The 19,973-nt window shown below is 61.2% G+C and carries 14 protein-coding genes; 12 read left to right on the forward strand and 2 right to left on the reverse strand.

The annotated features are described in order from the left end of the window. Positions 1-28: 28 nt before the first annotated feature. Entirely contained in the window at positions 29-7,144 is a 7,116-nt protein-coding gene (locus CCR82_RS10390) for an Lcl domain-containing protein (RefSeq protein ID WP_201245727.1), read from the reverse strand. Positions 7,145-7,463: 319 nt separating this feature from the next. On the opposite strand from CCR82_RS10390, the gene CCR82_RS10395 reads away from it, so the two are divergent. The 6 genes from CCR82_RS10395 to CCR82_RS10420 all read left to right on the forward strand — a co-directional run bounded on the left by CCR82_RS10395 (position 7,464) and on the right by CCR82_RS10420 (position 13,265). After that, the gene (locus tag CCR82_RS10395; RefSeq protein ID WP_201245728.1) at positions 7,464-8,228 is read left to right on the forward strand and encodes a hypothetical protein; all 765 of its coding nucleotides are present in this window, start codon (positions 7,464-7,466) and stop codon (positions 8,226-8,228) included. A gap of 67 nt (positions 8,229-8,295) precedes the next feature. Continuing rightward, entirely contained in the window at positions 8,296-9,039 is a 744-nt protein-coding gene (locus CCR82_RS10400; protein ID WP_201245729.1) for an ATP-binding cassette domain-containing protein, read from the forward strand. A 33-nt stretch (positions 9,040-9,072) separates the two neighbouring features. Next, positions 9,073-10,176: an MlaD family protein gene (locus CCR82_RS10405; RefSeq protein WP_201245730.1), complete on the forward strand. Its 1,104-nt coding sequence runs from the start codon at positions 9,073-9,075 to the stop codon at positions 10,174-10,176. Further along, positions 10,161-10,841: an ABC-type transport auxiliary lipoprotein family protein gene (locus CCR82_RS10410; protein WP_201245731.1), complete on the forward strand. Its 681-nt coding sequence runs from the start codon at positions 10,161-10,163 to the stop codon at positions 10,839-10,841. Before CCR82_RS10405 ends, CCR82_RS10410 begins: the two co-directional genes overlap by 16 nt. A 3-nt stretch (positions 10,842-10,844) precedes the next feature. Next, positions 10,845-12,353, forward strand: coding sequence for a hypothetical protein (locus CCR82_RS10415; RefSeq protein WP_201245732.1), 1,509 nt, complete (start codon positions 10,845-10,847; stop codon positions 12,351-12,353). Between the two features lie 9 nt (positions 12,354-12,362). Beyond that, positions 12,363-13,265: an EamA family transporter gene (locus CCR82_RS10420; RefSeq protein WP_201245733.1), complete on the forward strand. Its 903-nt coding sequence runs from the start codon at positions 12,363-12,365 to the stop codon at positions 13,263-13,265. Positions 13,266-13,421: 156 nt separating this feature from the next. On the opposite strand, the gene CCR82_RS10425 is transcribed toward CCR82_RS10420, so the two are convergent. After that, a complete protein-coding gene (locus CCR82_RS10425; RefSeq protein ID WP_201245734.1) occupies positions 13,422-13,919 on the reverse strand; it encodes a methyltransferase family protein in 498 nt (165 codons plus the stop codon). Positions 13,920-14,108: 189 nt separating this feature from the next. On the opposite strand from CCR82_RS10425, the gene CCR82_RS10430 reads away from it, so the two are divergent. The 6 genes from CCR82_RS10430 (at position 14,109) to CCR82_RS10455 (ending at position 19,972) form a co-directional block, all read left to right on the forward strand. Then, positions 14,109-14,648: a CIA30 family protein gene (locus CCR82_RS10430; RefSeq protein WP_201245735.1), complete on the forward strand. Its 540-nt coding sequence runs from the start codon at positions 14,109-14,111 to the stop codon at positions 14,646-14,648. 375 nt (positions 14,649-15,023) lie between these two features. Next, positions 15,024-15,476: a division/cell wall cluster transcriptional repressor MraZ gene (gene mraZ, locus CCR82_RS10435; protein WP_201245736.1), complete on the forward strand. Its 453-nt coding sequence runs from the start codon at positions 15,024-15,026 to the stop codon at positions 15,474-15,476. Positions 15,477-15,527: 51 nt separating this feature from the next. After that, complete coding sequence (rsmH, locus tag CCR82_RS10440) at positions 15,528-16,460, forward strand: 16S rRNA (cytosine(1402)-N(4))-methyltransferase RsmH (RefSeq protein WP_201245737.1); 933 nt, start codon at positions 15,528-15,530, stop codon at positions 16,458-16,460. After that, positions 16,457-16,762: a cell division protein FtsL gene (ftsL, locus tag CCR82_RS10445; protein WP_201245738.1), complete on the forward strand. Its 306-nt coding sequence runs from the start codon at positions 16,457-16,459 to the stop codon at positions 16,760-16,762. Before rsmH ends, ftsL begins: the two co-directional genes overlap by 4 nt. Continuing rightward, a complete protein-coding gene (locus tag CCR82_RS10450) occupies positions 16,749-18,548 on the forward strand; it encodes a peptidoglycan D,D-transpeptidase FtsI family protein (RefSeq protein WP_201245739.1) in 1,800 nt (599 codons plus the stop codon). The genes ftsL and CCR82_RS10450 overlap by 14 nt, the downstream gene beginning before the upstream one ends. Beyond that, a complete protein-coding gene (locus tag CCR82_RS10455; protein ID WP_201245740.1) occupies positions 18,545-19,972 on the forward strand; it encodes a UDP-N-acetylmuramoyl-tripeptide--D-alanyl-D-alanine ligase in 1,428 nt (475 codons plus the stop codon). The genes CCR82_RS10450 and CCR82_RS10455 overlap by 4 nt, the downstream gene beginning before the upstream one ends. The last annotated feature ends 1 nt before the right edge of the window (position 19,973 follow it).

Here is a 19,973-nt window from a genome sequence, read left to right on the forward strand (position 1 = left end):
AACGCTAGGTGGCTGACAAAAGGCCAAATCACTGTCCCGCGCGCACGAGGCGAACGGGAAGGTCGCCGTTCACATAGCCGTCGTTGTAGACGCTGCCATGGTCGAAATGGACGACCCACGCGCCGTTCGAAGCGCTGGCAACCGGCGACGAAGACCAGAACCTAGATGATCGAGCGTTCGGAAAATAATTCGTATCGATCGCTGGGTCAGTCCGATCATTACTGACGATCGAAAGCAGCTCATCGACAGAGGGCAGGCGCCAGTCTTTTGCGCCGCACAGACCTTGCTCATTGACAGCCTGCACATAGGCGTGGGTATCGCAGTCACTCTGGTTGCAGCTGCCTCCATCCTGGGTTCCAGCGCGCCCACCATTGGTCTCGGGGTTGTACCAGGTGTATTCGTGGTCCTTATCCCGCAGCCCATCGTCGTCGGTCTTGACCTCCCAGATCAGCCCGGTGTGGTTGTCGCGCACGCAGGACCAGCGGGTGCCATCGATTTCGCGGCCATCATCACTCCAAGCCGCATCCTGGATCGACAGCGGATCGCCGTTGGCATCGAGCTTGGTGAAGTCGAAACCGGCATGGCCAGCGCCAACTTTATCCAATCGCCCTTCGCGAGCTAGGGCATCGCGACCGTATTCGCCATCCTGGCCGGGGAAATCAAACGCCGTGTCTGAGCAGTCGAGGTTGTTGGTGTTGCCATCCGCGCACCAGTCGATGCCGGTGTCGTTGAGGGGGTAGGTGGCTGTCGGCGGTGTGGGATCATCATCATCGACAGGCGTATAGCGTCCCGTCAAAGGGGTGGTCTCACCGACACTGATGGAAACGGTCGCATCACTTGGCACCTCCCAATCATCGCCGATGTCTTTGAATTCGACTGTTTGCGCACCAATGGGGATGTTGGTCTCAGTCTGTTCACTGTCGAACCAGGAATAAGTGTTAGCGCGCCGCCATTGAGCGCCAGCGGCTACCGCCTCGTCGGGCCGCAGGGTGACTTGGAGGCTGCCGGTAGGCCCAAAGTAGAGCGGTTCCTCAGTGAACAACGTGAAACCTTCGCTGGTGACGATGTCGAGCCGCACTCGATACCTTTCGCCGGTTTCTAGCCCCTCTAATCGATGCGGACTCGTAACATCTTCGAGCGTGTTACCTAGACCAACAACCTCGTCGATCTTCTTATAAGACAAGTCGTAGCGTTCCACACTCCCAATACCAGGTTCTACAGGCTCCCAACGGGCAATAACAGCGCCGTCTCCCGGTGCAAGTTCAAGTTGTAACCAGGGTGTCGCTAACATGAGCGGATGCCCATCATTCAGAAACGCATCCATCACCGTGTCGCCATCACCGTTGAGATCAAGCTCTGCGTATCGGTTATTAATATCAAGGCGAAGATTGCGGATAAACTGATCAGGTAGACCGTCACCGCTGGTATCAGCATGCCAGCGCTCATCATCAGGGAAAGCGTCGAGTTCGTTAATGATCGCGTCGCCGTCGCTATCACTATAGATCTCGGCATCGGTGATCAGTAAATCGTAGGAAAAGTTATCAATCCAACTTAATGGGGCGCAAGACATCCATGCGGACTTGCACTCGAACAGTCTGTTTTTGTCCATCTCTGGCTGCAGACGAATCTCGATCTTGCCGTCAGTACGTTCGTTATAGGTCAACAGACGGTACCTGTTACCTCGATTGTCTGTGATTCCGATCACCTGGCCATCGTCGTCCTGCCAGGGGGTTATCCCTTGCAGGTGCAAGTCTAGCGCGCCATATTTTCCCACTAGGGTATTTCTAATCTGCTCCGTTTGCAGATCAGTCGTCTGAATGAGTGGTGAGCTAACCCGATTCAACACGAGATAATCGTCATCTAGCCATTTAACCGCATGCTGAGAAACTGGGGCGAAGTAATAACCGGCCCGATCATTGTCATTGACCCTAAGAAAGGCATGAGTTTCTTCAGTGATTGACTGAAGCCAATCACTTGACACTTCAATGCCGCCATTTTCAGCAGGATCGTCAAAATGGCTTGCAGAAGAAGCGCGAAGTATAAAGTGATGTGGATCAAGGGGAATATTGCTTGTAGCCTCACCCACAAACTTGCCATATTCGCCTAAAAATTTTTCAAAGCTCAGCTCTTTAAGCCCTGCCATTGCATGCAGTGTCTGAAGAACATTGCCATGATCCAAAAACTCGGAATAGCCGCTAACGACATGGTCGAATATCAAGAACGTCGAGTTTTCGTGTTGTAAAGGATCAAATCGCAGCGATTCCCTTGGTTTCAGCAAATAAGACTGAAGCACTGTTGGGTCGATTTCATCGTCTAAGATGAGCACAGTCACGTTATGCCCAACACTTTTATTGTAAACGATTAAATCATAACTTCCGTCATCATGTCGTTCTGAAATCAGCGCAAGCCCCGGGCGCAGATCGCGTAAGCTCGCAGTCTTAAACACATAGCGATGATCAAGATCAAAACGCGTCGCACGATTTTCCAGGCGGCCGCCTATAGGTTCAAAGATATCGTAGCCAAAACTTTCGCGAAAGATGCCGCGTGTTTTATTGACAACACTGACACTCCCTAAGTTAAAGTCATCGCTCAGAAACTCCCACCAAGATTTGTTCGATTCTCCTAGTACATTTATCAGTTCGATAGAACTTATTTCATCAGAGTCTTCTTTGATATGCCGTGCAAGGTCACTAGGCTTGAAGCCCTTAATAACCCGATTTTCGCTACCCCCAAAGAGCGCTGGCTCACCGCTCACGAATTCGTCTTCATAGCGCCCTAAGTTTAGCACAAGGTTTACTGCAACATCGCCGCGCCATTCCGCCGCGTCAAATATCTGATCCTTGAGTTCTCGCTTGCTGTGTTCAAAATACAGGCGGTAACGAGGCAAATAAAGTGGTGGTTCTTTTTGGTCGGAAACTACAAAAGGATGCACACGGTTTACGTTTTGACCAGCTGTGAGGTTACCTGTAAAAATGCTCTTAGTGTCTTCTTCTCCTAGAGGGATCAGAGAGCTTTCAGCACCGATCACACTCAATCTGGGATAGGTGAAATCAAGCTCGCCATTTTCGTCCACTTCAATGCTGAAAGGTATTTCATCAGGCGTTAAAAATTGAGCAGTGGCCAAACCAGCAAATTTATTAGCAACCAATGCTATTTTAGCCGCTTTAGTACCCATAAAGTAGTGAGGCAGTTCAGCGACCGCCTGTAATGCGATTTTACGAATATTTTTAATGGCGTCCGTTGCTGAATTCTTCAGATAGTTCGTAAGCACCGCGCCTACAGTAGCTAAACCGTCTCCAATGTCATCAGCTCCAATTTCATCAGCTTTTAAATCGCTAACTGCTTTCAAAACACGCTTCATGTTATTAAGGTTTTTCGTTAGCTTTTTCAAGTATGCACTGTACAGAGAATACCCATCTGACAGTTTGCCATTCCCAACCCCAGCAAGTTTTTTAAGCATTTCCGAGTGAATTTCTCCAAGAGCTTCATTATATTTACCGCGACCATCTATCGTTGTGTACAGACTGCTTTGTACCACTCCTACGAGAGGTATCTTTTGATCATCTTTTTTGCCAAATGCCAAATGGCTCGCTGCTCTAATCTGAAACGCCTGAATAACAGTAATATTGTAATTTTCTTTAAAATTTTTCTCGAAATCTTTAAATTTCTCGAGATCTTCAAGGTTGCTTCCGAGCAATGTTGAAAGCATGTCATACATAATTTCTGGTACTGTGACACTCCATAAAATGTCTTGAAAAGTAAATTTATACTCTCTGTGCAAATGATCAATCAAATTGTTTCCTTTAGCATACCCTAAAGACCAGTTATGCCCACCAGCTTTCAGAAGCACTTGACCCCTATTAAACATTTGGTCTTGGTCTGCCAGCTGTGTGGTAGGCAAAACAGCAAGAAAGCTTTTAACAGGAGCAATGGCTGCTTTCAGATCATCTCGTAAATTTTTCACATGCTGACCAAAGCGTTGCGAATTTTGTATATGTTTGCTCAACTCACCTCTAATCTCATCGTCCTCTATCCCATCTACTACTTTTTGATTGAGATCGAAATATAGTACAGCTGTCATATCCAGCATAAACTCAACGATCTCTGCAAACTCAACAATTCTTTTCGCTTTCTTACTGGTATTTTCTAAGCCAGCGCCAATATCCTCAAAAGCCTTAGCGCCCAATTTGATGCCCGCGACTAATTCAACAAGGTAGGATACGCCCTGAGCGACATTCATTACCGCCGGCAAGTCCACACGCGACAAATTCTTGTGGATGACATAGTCGCGTTGTTGGTTCTTAAAAAACTCTCCTTCATTGAAAAGACTAGGATCCCAAGTCGTCCCTGGTATCTTAGTCGATTTAAAATCTTGTTTCGTCCATTTCATTAATATATCAGTTAAAGGGAGCTGCCTAGCACTCATGGAGAGAACTCCGCCGGGGGCGGGATCAATTAAGGGGCGAAGAAATTGCTGCAACGGGTTGAGATCGTTATCACGCGGACTGACTCCGAAGTGAATCGGAAGACCATTATTAACTTTTAAGTTGCCATCATCTTCATAGGACAGGCTTATCCAACTATTCACTTCATGAGCATCATCTGATTTCTTGTCGTTATCATCTGACTTCGCCTGTTCCGCCATTACCTGAGCCGTTATAGGCAAAGCCGAAGAGTTTAGGACGGCCCCAGACTGATCTGGCAGGGTAACGCCCGCCCTCGCTGATAACGTAGAAATCCCTAATTCTCGGGAACCTCCTAACAGGGCTACCGCTTCAGTGCGCAATTCACGGATATATTGCTCGTAAAGCGCAACTCGCGCACCTCCATAGGCGATCTTGCCAGGTAACAGATCGACTGCATGCTCAAAGGTATCGGCATACTCTTCTGCCAGGGTAACAGCAATATCTTTTTGCTCTTCACGGGGCATGACCGCCAAGTTAATATCACCAGAAAAAATATCGGCCATTACTGTGGTTTCGTAGTCGATCCGACCCGCCCAGCGATCAACGTTAAAACCCAGTAGTACCTGCTCCTGAACCAGTGATTCACTCCCGTCTTCTTCATAACGCACTACGGGGCGTTGTACCGCCATATCGATCAGAAAGTCACGGGAGCCGCCTTCATGGACGTATACGACCTCCGCTTCTGTATCGATACTGTCGGGATCGCCAACTGCCGGCACTCTGGCAACGTCACGAGCCTGAGTCACTGGCCGTTCGCGGAGCCGGGGAAAGAATGGCTTGAAGTCATCGTCATCGAGATAGCCGTTCGTCGCATCGCTCGCAATACCGCTCAAGGTCTCCCCGATACCGTCTGTAGACATCTGCTGCAGCAGTGCGACAAGATCAACCACCCCTTGCAGTTCTTGGGGGGTGATCAAAAGAAATTGATCCGGCGTCAAGCCCAGTGCTTGGCCAAGTTCTTCCCGTGCCAAATCCCATCTTTGCAACAGCGTACCGCTGGTCAACAAATCACCGTAACGCACGGCTAATGTCGTTAGAGGAGTCACGTCACAGGGAGAAGCGGGACAAAACGACTCATACTGGCCGTAAACATCTCCCTGCACACCGTCAACAAGGTTTGCAACCACATAATAGTCGGATGCTTGTTGCTTCAGTGTTACTGAATAGAGGCCATCGACATCTGCGATGCCAGTGCCAAGCTGTTCACCGTCGGCAACATTAAACACATGGACTTCTGCAGCATGGTTCAATGAATGATGCACTTGACCATACAGCACACTAACCTCTGATAACTCCCCACCCGGCAAACTTTCCTCTACCAGCGCCAGCGTCTGCGGATCAATCTCAATCTGCGTAAAGTCATTTCCACCCACACGCACCCAAGGCGTCTGCCCCTGAGCATCCAACGGCAGCGCAAGCACTTGTTCGCCGGTGTCGCGGCGAATGCTGACCTGCCCGGTGTTGTCATCGAAGGCGTATTGATACGCATGCTCGGGCAGATGGAAGCGGGCGTTACTCGCCAAGGCCGGAGCCATATCGGTCAGCCGGGCATGCTCGCCACGCAGGTCGATTTCGAGTTCGCCATATTGCTGACCAGGCAGCACATGTAGGGCGATTTCGCCTTCAACCTGCAACGTTTCGGCGCTGTCGCTGAGATACCATTGATGCGGCGCGCTGGGGTTGAACGGGGGTAAATCGAGCGGGCTGGCACTCTGCCGGGTTACGGCTTGGGTGTCGGGATCGACCTGGAGGCGATAGGTCTCGCCGTTGGCGTCGATGATCGGGGTTTGCCCTTGGCCGTTGAGGGGCAGGTCGGCGAGGTGTCGCCCAGGGGCTGCGCTCTGCTCGATGCTGACGACATCCCGTGCTGGTCGATAGTGGTGGGCATAGGCGCCCGCCTCGGCTTGATACGGCTGAAAATCGACCCGTATGTCGATGCCCATGGCGGCCATCAAGACCGTGCCCATGTCCGCTACTTCCAGTTGATCTCCATCGGCGGCGGTGAGGATGATCTCGGTGCCGGTGAGCGTTTCACCACTGGTGTTGGTCGCCGTGAATGAGCCGCCCAGCGAGAACTCCATGTCCATCAGGCTATTGGCGTAGTCCTCGGAAACGTCGTTATCATCAAAGATACCGCCGACCAATGCTTCCAACGCCAGGTTGGATAGTTCCGAATTCAAGGCCTCGACCAGTTCGGCGTAGGTCGCGGCCTCGGCGAAGCTGTCGCTGGCCAGCACGGTCAGTTGGTCGTTGACGCGAACATGCAGTTCTTGCAGTCCCAGGGCGCTGAGGTCGCTGGGGTTGGAGAGGTTGAGCAGCTTCAGGCTCAGCGCGTTGTCGCTGTCCGCCGGAGCGGTCTCGGTGTCCGGCAAGCTCAGTTGCAGCAGGTCGGCCAGCGCGGCGGGGATGTGGGTCAGTTGCCCGTCGGCTTCCAGGCGAATCCGCAGCGGTTGTGGCGATTGACCGGGGAGCAGGTGCAGATCGGTGGGGCTGGTGATGGTCAGGTTGGGCTGACCGCCCGCCAGGTAGAGCTGCGAGGCATTGGCGTGCGCCTTGGGCGCCGCCATGAGCCAAACGGTGGCGAGCAAGCCCACGACCAGCAGCATGATGAAGCGGTTGGCGCTCGGCCAGCGGTTTGAGAGGGTCTGGCGTGGTGTTCCTGTGAGCGGCGTGTGCATGCTGTCGGTCCCCTGTTGGCGCTCTGGCCTGTTGAACGCGTCCTGTTCGCTGCCTGAATCAGCGCGGGCGTGTGTCTGGCAGATGGCGACCCGACCGGGCGATGGGCTCGCCGGGGGTGGCCGTGATGATGTCGCTGAGTGGTGGCGGCGGATTGTCCCAAATAATGTCGCGAACTCGCAACCCATCGAAATCGTCGGGATAAACGCCGCTGTCGTTTAGTTGCGGCTGCGACAGGGTGAAGCGGTAAGATGGGCGCGCTATCGCGCCCGCGCGCCGCGTGGGAGATCGACAACGGTGGAATTTTGACGGAGAAGTGGAATGAGTTCGAGTAGCGTGCGGTTTGCCGAGGCGGCGATGCGTCATCTGGCGGGTGAGGATGTGGCCTTGAATGAGGCCCTGCAGAGTATTTTTGCGCGCATTCTGAGCCGTCAAGTGACGGTGGATGAGGCCAATGACAGTATCGATATCGCGGATGCGTTTGCCACCTTATTGCCGGTCTTCACCTTTGTTGCCTCGCCGCCAACCGCCGAGGATCGGCCGACGGCGCCGATGCTCTACGGGGAGCGAATCGATGATGCGATCGATCAAGCGAGAGCCGAACTCTTCGGCGACGAGACCGATCCCGATCCCGATCAGGTGGCCTATCACAGCCTGGCGCAAGGGGTCGAGCAGCAGACGCTCAGCGGGACCACTGGCCAGCAGGATGTCTTTGTGGTCCCTATCAGGGAAGATGACAGCGGTGTCTTTGCCAACATCGGGGAGGCGGTGATCCAGGATTATCAGCAGGAGGATGGCGATCTGATCCTGTTCGTGGGGCAGCGCAATGAGTGGGCGTCTTTCGATGAGTGGGCGCCGATCAGCGTGCGGCCGCAAGATGGCAACGCCACCCTGAGGTTCGACAACAACGAACAGCTCAGCGCGCCCGACCAACTCCAGCGGCTGATGATCGAGGGCGCGGAGACCGCTCGCCCCTATTCCAACGCGCCCACCGACATCACCAACGTAGAGATGGCCTTTGCTGCTCAAGCCAGCCTGGAGGATGCCGGCGGCCTGGAGGCCTATGTCACTGAATGGCTGCTTTGACTCGCGCGCGATCCTGCTCATCGACCTCGCCTTCGTGCTGATGCGCTGATGGTGTACTGACACGCTGATGGCGAACCCCCCTTTAGCTGAATTGCGCCAGGTCTTCCAGCATGTCAACGGCCACTGCGCGCTCAATGATCTCTCGCTGGCGGTCAACCAAGGCGATGCGCTGTTGCTGATCGGTCCGAACGGCGCCGGCAAAAGCCTCACGCTCAGGCTCATGGTCGGCCTGGATCATCCGTCGGCCGGATCGGTGCGGTTGTTCGGACAGGATCTGAGACACCTGACGGATGCGCGGATGAATCGCTTGCGAGGACGCCTCGGTGTCGTCCTACAGGGCGGCTCGCTCCTCGATGAGCTGACGGTGCTCGAGAATCTGCTGCTGCCGATGCGCGCGCAAGCGCAACCGCGCGCGCGCCTCGCCCGCGCCGCGCGGCTGGCGATCACCCAACTGCAGCTCGACGGCATGGAGCATCAGTACCCGCGCGCGCTGTCGCTCGGCCAGCAACGCCGCGCGGAGTTGGCGCGCGCCCTGATCAACCAGCCCGAGCTGCTGATCTGCGATGGCCTCAGCGATGGGCTCGACCCGCCGGCCCTACGCGATATCCTTGGCATCTTGAAGGTACAGCGCGAGCGTCGTGGTCTGAGCATCATCGCCACCGATAACGGCATGCTGGAGATCATCGGCCCCGACGACCGTGTGGCCGTGTTGGATCGCGGCCGGCTCCTGTTCGCGGGCACCCGCGCGGATCTGGAGGCTCGCAGCCGCGATGATCTCGCGCTTCGCACCCTCTTCGAGGGGCATCCCTAGCCGCCGAGCAGGCCAGTCACCAGAATCACCAGGATGAGCAGGTTGAACCGTCTCTATTCTCCCCCCGAGCTGGGCGCGCCGGGTAAGCGTCAGGCCCAGGACCGACAGCGCGAGCTGACCCTGGCGGGACTCTTCGTGCTCCTGATGGCCGGCGTGGTCGTCGCCATCCTGCTCTGGCTCGCCCCTGGCCTGTTCGGCGGCTACGACCTGCGCGCCTACTTCCTCGAAGCCGATGGTCTCGACAGCGGCATCGATGTGATCCAGGAAGGCTTCGTGATCGGCCGGGTGCGTGCCTTGGAGCCGGTCTTCCAGCGCGATGCCGACCGCGGCGATTGCCCGCCGCCGCCTGCCGCGCGCGCGCCCGAACTGCCCTGTTTCCGCGCCACCCTGCACATTCAGCAGGCCTGGCCCGTGCCTGGCGAAAGCGTCGCCCAACTGGCCTCGGCGGGCGTGTTGCGTGGCAATATTATCCGCATCCTTCCCGGCCCCTCCGCCGATACCCTGAGCCCTGGCAGCGTCATCCCGACGATCGAGCGCGAGCCCGATCTGGGCATGCAGATCGCCACCGCCCTGACCCAAGCCCAACGCACGCTCGATGAGCACATCCGCCCAGCGCTGGCGCAACTGCAGGCGCGTCTCCAGGGCGTCTTGGCGATGTTCGGCGAGCAGGCCGAGGACGGTGACGGCGAGGGGGGCGTTGGAGCCGATCTCGGCCAGGGACTGGGCGCGGTGCTCGACAACCTGGTGCAACTGAGCGCCGATATCGAGCAGAGTGTCGACCCGGAACAGATCCAGGCGATCCTGACCACCGTGCAGAGCCTCTCCGAGAACCTGGCGAGCGTATCCTCGACCCTGCCCGCGCGCACCGACGACATCCAGGCGGCCGTCGCCCGCTATGGCGCGCTCGCCGACGAACTCCGGGGCTTGGTCGAGAACAGCCGCCCGAATGTCGAAGGCTCGCTCGACGATGTGCAATATGTGCTGCAAGAACTCTCGGCGGCCCTGGCGCCGATCCTGGCCAATATCGAGAACGCCTCGCGCAATCTCTCCGCCCTCGCGCGCGAGCTGCGCGAGCAACCCACCTCGCTGCTGCGGGGCCGCGAGCAGGAGGATCAAACCCCATGGTTCGAGCGTTGATCACGCACCGCCGGTGGGCCGGCGGTCTCGGCCTGTTCCTGCTGATCTGCCTGTTCCTGCTGAGCGGCTGCGGCTCGGGACCGCCAGTGCGCGAGCATTTCTACAGCCTGCAGCCCGAGGTCAGCGTCACGCCAAGCGCCCAGACTCTCCCTGGCACCTTGCTGGTGACCCCCTTGGGATCACGGGGATTCCTGGGCGGCACCCAGATCGTCTTTCGCACCGCCGAGGAACCGCTACAGGTGCAGCGCTATGACGACTTCCTCTGGGAGACCACGCCCGGACCGGCGCTCGCCGAGGCGTTGATCTCCGCGCTGCGCACCACCAACACCTTTGCCTATACGGTCTCGATTGCCGATCGGGCGCGGGCCGATTTCATGCTCAACGGCGAACTCACCCGCCTGGAGCATCGGCCTACCGCCGACCCGCCGGCGGTGAGCCTGGCCATGACGCTCACGCTGATCACCAACCACGATCGAGCCACGCGCTTCTCGCACACCTACAGCGGGAGCGAGCCGACCAGGGCGAGCACCCCCGAGGCGATGGTAAGCGCCTTCAACCGCCTGAGCGGGCGCCTGCTCTCCGAGGCCGTGCGCGATCTCCAGCGCCTGGCGCCACGGCTCGCGCGTGACGCACCGCTCACGCGTGACGCGGCGGGTCGCGACTAAACCTTGTCTCGGCGCGACGCGGACCCCTTCGCGGCCCTGATGCCGGCCGAGGTCGGCCGCATGCCGGTGGCCTGGCATCAGTTGCGCATCCCGGGACCGCCGCCCGCCTTTGCGCTGCGCCCGGAAGAACGGCACGGCAACACGCCGATGGAGCGCTTTCAGCGCCGTCGTATCCAATCGCTGGAGATTCCGCGCGGGGATGATTCCACGGCTGGAACCAGCCCCGGCTCCGGCTCCGGCTCCGGCTCCGGCTCCGGCTCCAGACAAGAGACTGCAGTGGGCCCTAGGGACCACCTTGCCCTGATCGACAAGGCCGCGCCGCACGCGCTGTTCGATCTGATGCTGAGCGAGGTCTCGCCGCCGAGCGCCGATCACCCCGCGAAGGCCGATGCCAGCGCGGTGGCGCCGGCCACGGGCCGCGTCCTCTGGCAGACGGCGGCGAATTTCCACCGCTTCGTCGCCACTCCCGAAATCCGGCGCGCCTTCGGCCTGGAGGGTGGCTGGCCGCAGTTGGCGCTCAACTGCGATCCCCACACCCGCGACCGCGAGAGCGTGCAGGCGCTGAAACAGTTCCACCTGCACCTGATCTACTGGCGCGCTGGCGATTTGCAGCCCTTGCAACAGGTCGAGCGCCTCGCCGATCAGCGCGATCCTTATCTGAGGCGTCAGTGTCTCGACCCACTCAGTTTCCTCGGCCCTGAGATCCTGCACGAGCGTTTGGCCGATCTCGCTCTCGATCCGGATGGCGCTGGCGCTAGCGCTGGCCATGGCGATCTCGCGCGCGCCGGCGTCACCCTGCTGCCGCCTGATCCAGTCGCGACCTGCATGGGCCAGCGCCCGCTGGGCTGCCTGCTGCGAATCGCGCACTGGGACCTGCTTGCGAGCGCCGCCTTCGAGCAGCTCATCCGCGCCCTGCATCGGCGTCTCGCCGAGACCGCAGCCCTCTTGCTGCAGGCATTCACCGGCGCCACGCAACCGCCCGCGCCTTGGCAACGGCATCGGCTCCTGCCCAGCGCGCGGATCGCCGAACAGCTCGGCCAGCTCGGTCTCAGTGCCGAGAGCGAGGCCGGGCTGCGCGCGCTGGCCCAGCGCCTGCGTGACCTGCCAGCTCCGCTCGCCGAGGCGCTGCGGCACGCCTCGGCCGCGCGGCGCATGCACTGCATGACCCTGAACCAACCCTGCTATAGCCTGACGCTCAGCCCGCTGGATGCGCGCGGCGATGGGCCGCTGTTGCTGACGCTGCAGGTCAAGCTCCTGTCTGGCATCGGCGGTGCCGGGCTGTTCTCGTTTCCCGGCATCCCGAGTGTTCGGGTGCTGCGCTCCCAGGGCTGTTTCTCACAAGAGGATTGGCGCCAGCGCGCGGACTTCCAGCGCCGCTTCGCGGCCTACAACAGCGAGGCCTTGCAGGCATCCGGGATTGGCGCCGGCACCGGCAATAACGCTGGCGAGACCGGGCTGGCCCGTGGGCCTATCGCGCGGCTGCGCGATCTCGCCACCGGTTGGTCGCTCTAGGCGCTCGCGATGGACTTCGCTGCCTATGCCCATCTGTGGATCCTTTTCTCGCTGCTCTCGGCGTTCTTCCATGCCTCGCGGCTCGCGGTCACCAAACACCTGAGCCTGACCCTGTCGGCGCGTGCGCTCACGCTCTATGTCAACCTCGCCAGCCTGCTGGTGACCCTGCCACTGGTGATCTGGTCTCACCAGTTCCCGGTCGATGATCCGGTCTATCTCGGCGCGGTGCTCTTGGGCGGGCTCCTCTCCGGCCTGGGGGGGTGGTCGCTGAATGTCGCCATCAAGCGCAGTGAGGTCTCGCTGGTGGGACCGATCTTGACGCTGACGCCAGCGTTCGTGATCGTCATCGAATGGCTGCTCACCGATACCCTGCCCGGCCCCTTCGGTTTCGTCGGCATCGGCTTGTTGATCATCGGCAGCTATGTGCTCTCGCTCGGCGCCGCGGAGGAGGACTGGTACCAACCGCTGCTGCGTCTGGTCACCAATCCGGGCAGCGCCTTCACGTTGACCGCAACCGGCTGCTTCGCCGCCGCCTCCACCCTCGGGCGCATCGGCATCGAGCGCTCCGATCCGCTCTCGTTCGCGGTGGTGGTCGCGGTGGTCAATCCCCTGGTCCTGTTCACGCTGTTCAGCCTCCAGGACCGGCGCTTCTATCGCGAGGTGTTGCCCCCGGATCTGGCCCGCCAGACCAAGCCGCTGCTGCTGCTCGGGCTGCTCTTCGCGCTCATGCGCCTGGCCGATCAGATCGCACTCAGCATGACGCTCGCCAGCTATGCGATGGCAGTCAAGCGCGCCGCCGGTATGTTCTCGGTGCTGATCGGGCGCTGGTGCTTCGCCGAGGGCGGCACCCGCACCAAGCTGATCGGCAGCGCCATCATGCTGTTCGGCCTATTCGTGCTGACGCAGCTCTAGCCGAGACGCCGCGACTGATAGCTCGTCAACGGTGCTGGACAAGCCCTGAGGATGACCGCAACTGGATCGGCCGACGACCACTCAATTCGACGCGAACCGAGCGACGTCGATCGAGACCGCATGACTATGCACGCTCGTTCAAAGGGCGAGTCCAGGTTAATAGAGGTAGGGAATGAACTTGCGCACGCGCCGCGCATAGTCGTGATACTCGGGATGGCGCGCGCTCAGCCAGGCCTCCTCCTTGCGTGCCTTGAAATCGAAGAACAGGAAGCCGACGATCAGGAGCAGAACATGCGATAGGCTGAGCGTGTAGAGGGTCCAGGCCAGGGCAGCGCTCAACAGGCTCGAATAGAGCGGATGGCGCACCAGCGCGTAGACGCCATGTTGCACCACCTGGCTATGATCGACCGGATAGGGCAAGGGCGTCAGATAATCACGGAGATGATGAGAGCCCAGGGCCGCAAAGATCAGCGCCGCGAGCGCTAAGGGCACGGCCAGGATCAGCCGCGGCAGCAGCAGATCGGCAAACAGGCCGGGTGAGAGCCCGGGGTGCCACACTGGGGTGATGGCAAAAATGAGCATCAGCGCGAACTGGATCGCGACGAGCAGCTCGCCGCGCCGTCCGAACCCGGGTCGAGCGCTGGATGGATTCATGAGAGTCTCCGCTATCGGCGTTATCAGAGCCCTTCAGTATCTCATCCGCCCGCCTGCCGTGTTGGGTTCAATCACCGCCGAGGCGGCACCAACGGCCTCCCGGATGCTAACTCTGGTGCTGGACCCAAGCCGCCCAAGCGTCCAGACTGTCTCGCCATGCTCAAGCCCATACTCGCATTGCTCCTCGTCATGACCACGTCCGCCCTCGCCTATAACCTCGGCCTGATCGATGATTGCCGCCACCCAGACACGCAATCCACGCTTGGAACCACTTGGCGCCTAGCCACTGATCGTGTCATGGGCGGGGTCTCGGAGGCACGCATGACCAAGCGTATAGTCGATGAGCGCCCGGCCTTGTGCCTAAACGGTCGCGTGAGCCTGGAGAACAACGGCGGTTTCGTGCAGATGCACCTCGACTTGTCCCCTGATCCCGGCCCGGTCGACGCCAGCGCCTTCGACGGCATCCGGTTGATCGTGCGCGGTGATGGTGCCGATTACAATATTCATCTCAAGACGACGGCAACGACCCTGCCCTGGCAATCCTACCGAGCTACCTTCAGCACCGACTCGCAATGGCGTGAACAGCGGTTACCGTTTGTGGCATTCGAGCCGCACCGTTTAGGCGACTCCTTTGATCCGAGCCAACTCGAGCGCCTTGGCGTCGTGGCGATCGGCCGGGCGATGACGGCCGATGTCTGCATCGCCGAGATCGGTTTCTATTCGCACTAGCACCTTCTCGCACCCTCGCCACCGGGGTTAGCCCAGGCGTCTCGCCTCAGCCCCCATCCAGAGCAGGCCCGCATCCGCGCTCGCTAGCGCGCGACTCGATCCCGTTGGCCTGCTCTAGTCCCCTTACCTCCGCGCGATCAAGCACTCGGCAAAGACTCCGATATCCGGGGTCAATAATCGAGGCTAGGCCTCAGAAAACGTTTACTAATCGCCTCTTCAAACAATTTTTTCAAAGTTGCCGTAATCACCTTGTCTTACAACGAAAATCGGCATTTTCAACCTTGACCTGCGGAAACCGCCCTCTTAAGATTGAGAAAAAGTGGGGCAAGGTGGAGTCTTGGGGAGCGACTGATCGCCTCTTAAAGAGGGCTGGTCATGTTTCGGGGGACACAATTTCTGAGCCTAGACGCGAAAGGACGGCTTGCGATCCCTTCGCGTCAACGCGAGCGGCTGATGCAGCTCTGCGACTCTCATCTTGTCATCACCGCCCACCCGCAGCGGTGCCTACTGATCTATCCAGAGCCCGGCTTTGCCGAGCTTGAGCGCAAGCTCAACGCGATGCCCGCGCATCTCGAGGAGACGACGGCGCTTCAGCGGTTGTTGATCGGTTACGCGAACGACGTCGACATGGACGCTCAGGGGCGCGTGCTCCTAACACCAGCGCAGCGTGAATTCGCTGCCCTGGAGAAGCGCGTCGCGCTGGTCGGCATGGTGAATCGCTTCGAACTCTGGGACGAGGCCGCCTGGCAGGCGACGATCAAGGAGGCTGAAGGGGTCGACCTCGCGAGGTTGGCCAACAATCCGGAAACGGCATCGTTCTCGTTCTAAACCTGAACCAGAACCAGAACAGCAGCAAATACATAGGGGGCGAGCCAGTCGATGGCATCGCATGAGCATGTCCCGGTGCTATTGGAAGAGAGCATGCAGGCTTTGGCAATCAGCACACATGGCCGCTACCTGGACGGCACCTTCGGTCGCGGTGGCCATGCCCGCGCGCTGCTAGCCCGACTTGGGCCTGCGGGACGGCTGCTGGCCGTTGACCGCGATCCCGAGGCGCTCGCGGCCGGCCAAGCCCTGGCGGCCAGCGACCCGCGCTTGGAGGTCGAGCAGGTCCGCTACTCGCAGCTCCCCGCGCTTGCGCGAGCGCGCGGCTGGACGGGGCGGATCGACGGCCTCCTGCTCGATCTCGGCGTCTCCTCGCCGCAACTGGACCAACCCGCCCGTGGCTTCAGCTTCCATGCCGATGCCCCGCTCGACATGCGCATGGACCCGAGCAGCGGACAGAGTGCCGCCGACTGGCTTGCGAGCGCCAGCGAGCAGGCCATCGCCAGCGTCCTCAAGGAGCTGGGCGAGGAGCGCTTCGCCCGCCGCATCGCCCGCGCCATCGTCGCCGCGCGGCAACAGCAGCCGCTGACCACGACCGGCCAGCTCGCCGCCCTGATCGAGCGCGCGGTGCCCACGCGCGAGCCCGGAAAGCACCCGGCCACGCGCAGCTTCCAGGCCATCCGCATCCAGATCAATGGCGAACTCGACGAATTGCGCAGCGCCCTCGCCGGCGTCTGCGACCTGCTCGCCAGCGGTGGTCGCTTGGTCGTGATCAGCTTCCATTCGCTCGAGGATCGGCTGGTGAAGCGCTTCATCCGCGACGAGGCCCAGGGCGCGAACATCCCCAAGGGCGTGCCGGTGCGCGACGCCGAGCTGTGCCGACGCCTGCGCATCATTGGCTCCCCGGTGCGCCCCTCGGCGGCGGAGATCGAGCGCAACCCACGCGCGCGCAGCGCCGTGCTGCGCGCCGCCGAGAGGTTGCCATGACCCCTCCAGGATCGCGTATCGGAGCCCTCATCGGGATCGGCCTCCTCGGCCTCGCCGTGGTCACCACGGCCACCGCCGTGGTCTATGTCAAGTATCTGACCCGCGTCGAATTCGTCGACCTGCAGGCGGTGCGCGCCGCGCGCGATGCACTCGATGTCGAATGGGGCCGGCTGCGCATCGAGGAAGCGGCGATGGGCACGCAAACCCGCATCGAGCGTACCGCCCGCCAGTCGTTGAAGATGCATCTGCCGCGCACCGGCGAGCTGCGTGTCGTCGAGGTCAAGCGCGATGATCGGAGCTGATCGCAAGGCGGGCCGCAAGACGGGGCACACACAGGGCCGTCAACGGCGAGCATCGGCACCGCATGCACGCGTAGGCGGGCGTTTCGACGCGCGGCGCATGCTCATCGGCCTGGTGCTGGCGGCGGCCTTCGTCTCGGTGACCGCCAGCGCCTTCTATCGTCAGGTGGTCGAGACCGACTTCCTCAAGAACGAAGGCACCAAGCGCTTCCTGCGCGACCGCGAGATCCCGGCCCGTCGCGGCATCATCATGGATCGCAATGGCGAGCCGCTCGCGATCAGCACCGCCGTGGCGACCATCTGGGCCGACCCCCAACACTTGATCGCGCGCGCCGACGCCTTCGAGGCCCTGGCCCGCGCGCTCGAGGAGCCAGAGGAGGCCTTGGCGGCACGGATCGCCCAATATGCGAACAAGGGCCGGCGCTACATGTATCTGCAGCGCCGGGTCGAACCGCACCGCGCGCGCGCGGTCGAGGACGTGGTCGAGACCTATCGCCTCGCCGGTGTGGGCATGGATACCGAGTATCGCCGCTTCTACCCAAGCGGCGAGATCCTGGGCCAGGTGGTGGGCTTCACCGGCATCGACGATCAGGGACAAGAAGGCATCGAGCTGATCCGCAACGACCAGCTCGAGGCCAACCCCGGCAAGCGCCGGGTGATCCAGGATGGACATCGGCGCATCGTCGAGGAGGTCGAGCAATTGCGCGCGCCGGTGCATGGCGAGGATGTCGTGCTCAGCATCGACCAGCGCCTCCAGTTCCTGGCCTATCGCGAACTCAAGCGCGCGGTCGAGGAGCACCAGGCCATCGGCGGCTCCGCGGCGCTGTTGGACGTGCGCACCGGCGAGATCCTCGCCTTGGTCAATCAGCCTTCGTTCAACCCCAATCAGCCGCGGCGTGAATCCGCCGAGGCGCGCCGCAACCGCGCGCTCACCGATGTCTTCGAGCCCGGCTCCACGGTCAAGCCCTTCGTCATCGCCGCCGCGCTCGAGCGCGGCCTGATCAAGCCGCACACCGCGATCGACACCTCGCCCGGTGTGCTGCGCATCGGCAGGAATCGGGTGCGCGACTATCGCGACCTCGGCCAGCTCGATACCACCAGCATCCTCACCAAATCCAGCAATGTCGGCGTGGTCAAGATCGCCCAGCAGATGGACCGGGCGGTGCTCTGGCAGCTCTATGGGGCGATTGGCTTCGGCCAGACGACCGAGGTCGGTTTCCCCGGAGAACGCACCGGCTACCTGCCTCATTATTCGGATTGGTCGAGTTTCGAGCATGCCACACTGGCGTTCGGCTACGGGCTCAATGTCACCACCCTGCAACTGGCCCAGGCCTACGCGATCATCGCCGCCGATGGCCTCAAGCGGCCCATGACCCTGTTCCGGCGCGATCGCATTCCGCCCGCCGAACGGGTGTTGACGCCTGCCACCGCGCGGGCCGTGCGACAGATGCTCGAAACCGTGATCTCGAGCGACGGCACCGCCCGGCGCGCCGCGATTCCGGGGTATCGGGTGGCGGGCAAGACCGGCACCGCGAAGAAGGCCACGGCGAACGGTTATGTCGACGGCAAGTACCAGTCCGTGTTCGTCGCCATGGTGCCGGTCACCGAGCCGCGTTTCGTGATGGTGGTGATGGTCGACGAGCCGAGTGGCGAGGACTATTACGGCGGCCTGGTCGCCGCGCCGACCTTCGCCAAGGTGATGCCGGCGGCGCTGCGGCTCTACAATGTCGCGCCCGATGATCCCAAGCATCCCCTGATCCTGACCTCGGCCCCGGAGGCCCCGCGATGAGCACCGCACCCGCCTCGACACCCGCCGCCGCGAGCGATCCGCCCCGGTGGACGCTCGCCGCTGCCGCCGAGGCCATCGGCGCGCGGCTCAGCGGGGCGGATGGCCCCTTCGCCGGTGTCACCACCGACAGCCGAGGCGACTGTCGAGACCGCCTCTTCATCGCCCTGCGCGGGGTGCGTTTCGACGGCCACGACTATGTCGCCGAGGCCGCCGCCAACGGTGCCATCGCCGCGCTGGTCGAGCAGGCGTTGGACGACGACCCGCTGCCTCAGCTCATCGTCGCCGACAGCCGGCTCGCCCTGGGGCGACTGGCCGCCGCCTGGCGCGATCGCATCGCGGCGCGGGTGATCGCCATCACCGGCAGCAACGGCAAGACCACAGTCAAGGAGATGCTGGCCGCCATCCTCGCGCAGGTCGGTCCCACCCGCGCCACCGAGGGCAACCTCAACAACGACATCGGCATGCCGCTGACCCTGCTCGGTGCGCGCGACGAGCGGTTCCTGATCCTCGAGATGGGCGCCAACCATCATGGCGAGATCGGCTATCTCACCGAGATCGCGCGCCCCGATGTGGCGCTCATCACCAACGCCGGCCGCGCCCATCTCGAGGGCTTCGGCAGTGTCGAGGGCGTCGCCCACGCCAAGGGCGAGATCGCGCGCGGCCTGCCCGCCGACGGCACCTTCGTGTTCATGGCCGACGTGCCCTGGACGCCACTCTGGCAAGACCTGGCCGAGGCACGCCCGACCCTGAGCTTCGGCACCGGCCCGAATGCGCAGGTGCATGCCGACGAGCAGGCCATCACCCAGACCTGGGATGCCGACGGCTTCCGTAGCCACTTCCGCGCGATGATCCACGGCGCCGAGCTTGAGATCGCGCTGCCCTTGGCCGGCTCCCACAATGTCCGCAATGCCCTGGCGGCGATCGCCGGCGCCACCGCCCTGGGCATCGATCCAGCCGCGATCCGCGCCGGCCTCGAGCGCTTGCACCCGGTCGCGCGTCGCCTGCAACCGCGTCGCGCCCGAAATGGTGCCAAACTCCTCGACGACAGCTATAACGCCAACCCGGACTCGCTCGCGGCCGCCGTGGATGTGCTCACCGCGTTGCCGTTGCCGAGCGATGGGCGCCACCTGCTGGTGCTCGGGGATTTCGGCGAGCTGGGCGCCGACAGCGTCGAGGTGCACCACGAGATGGGCGTCGCGGCACGCGCGGCGGGCGCCAGCGCCCTCTATGCGCTCGGCCCGCTGAGCACGCACGCGGTCGCAGGCTTTGGCGAGGGCGCGCGGCATTTCACCGATCAACACCGCTTGATCGAGACACTGCGCGCCGAGACCGGCCCGGCGGATGTGCTCTTGATCAAGGGCTCACGCCGCGCGGCCATGGATCGCGTCGCCGATGCCCTATGCACGGACCGAGAGGAACACTAAC

The sequence above is a fragment of the Halochromatium salexigens genome, from assembly GCF_016653295.1.
GTDB lineage: Bacteria > Pseudomonadota > Gammaproteobacteria > Chromatiales > Chromatiaceae > Lamprobacter > Lamprobacter salexigens.

Coding starts and splice junctions, on each gene's coding strand:
- CCR82_RS10395 (WP_201245728.1), top strand. CDS start 7,464: ATGAGTTCGAGTAGCGTGCGGTTTGCCGAGGCGGCGATGCGTCATCTG.
- CCR82_RS10425 (WP_201245734.1), bottom strand. CDS start 13,919: ATGAATCCATCCAGCGCTCGACCCGGGTTCGGACGGCGCGGCGAGCTG.
- CCR82_RS10430 (WP_201245735.1), top strand. CDS start 14,109: ATGACCACGTCCGCCCTCGCCTATAACCTCGGCCTGATCGATGATTGC.
- CCR82_RS10420 (WP_201245733.1), top strand. CDS start 12,363: ATGGACTTCGCTGCCTATGCCCATCTGTGGATCCTTTTCTCGCTGCTC.
- CCR82_RS10450 (WP_201245739.1), top strand. CDS start 16,749: ATGATCGGAGCTGATCGCAAGGCGGGCCGCAAGACGGGGCACACACAG.
- rsmH (WP_201245737.1), top strand. CDS start 15,528: ATGGCATCGCATGAGCATGTCCCGGTGCTATTGGAAGAGAGCATGCAG.
- ftsL (WP_201245738.1), top strand. CDS start 16,457: ATGACCCCTCCAGGATCGCGTATCGGAGCCCTCATCGGGATCGGCCTC.
- CCR82_RS10400 (WP_201245729.1), top strand. CDS start 8,296: ATGGCGAACCCCCCTTTAGCTGAATTGCGCCAGGTCTTCCAGCATGTC.
- CCR82_RS10410 (WP_201245731.1), top strand. CDS start 10,161: ATGGTTCGAGCGTTGATCACGCACCGCCGGTGGGCCGGCGGTCTCGGC.
- CCR82_RS10390 (WP_201245727.1), bottom strand. CDS start 7,144: ATGCACACGCCGCTCACAGGAACACCACGCCAGACCCTCTCAAACCGC.
- CCR82_RS10405 (WP_201245730.1), top strand. CDS start 9,073: ATGAGCAGGTTGAACCGTCTCTATTCTCCCCCCGAGCTGGGCGCGCCG.
- mraZ (WP_201245736.1), top strand. CDS start 15,024: ATGTTTCGGGGGACACAATTTCTGAGCCTAGACGCGAAAGGACGGCTT.
- CCR82_RS10455 (WP_201245740.1), top strand. CDS start 18,545: ATGAGCACCGCACCCGCCTCGACACCCGCCGCCGCGAGCGATCCGCCC.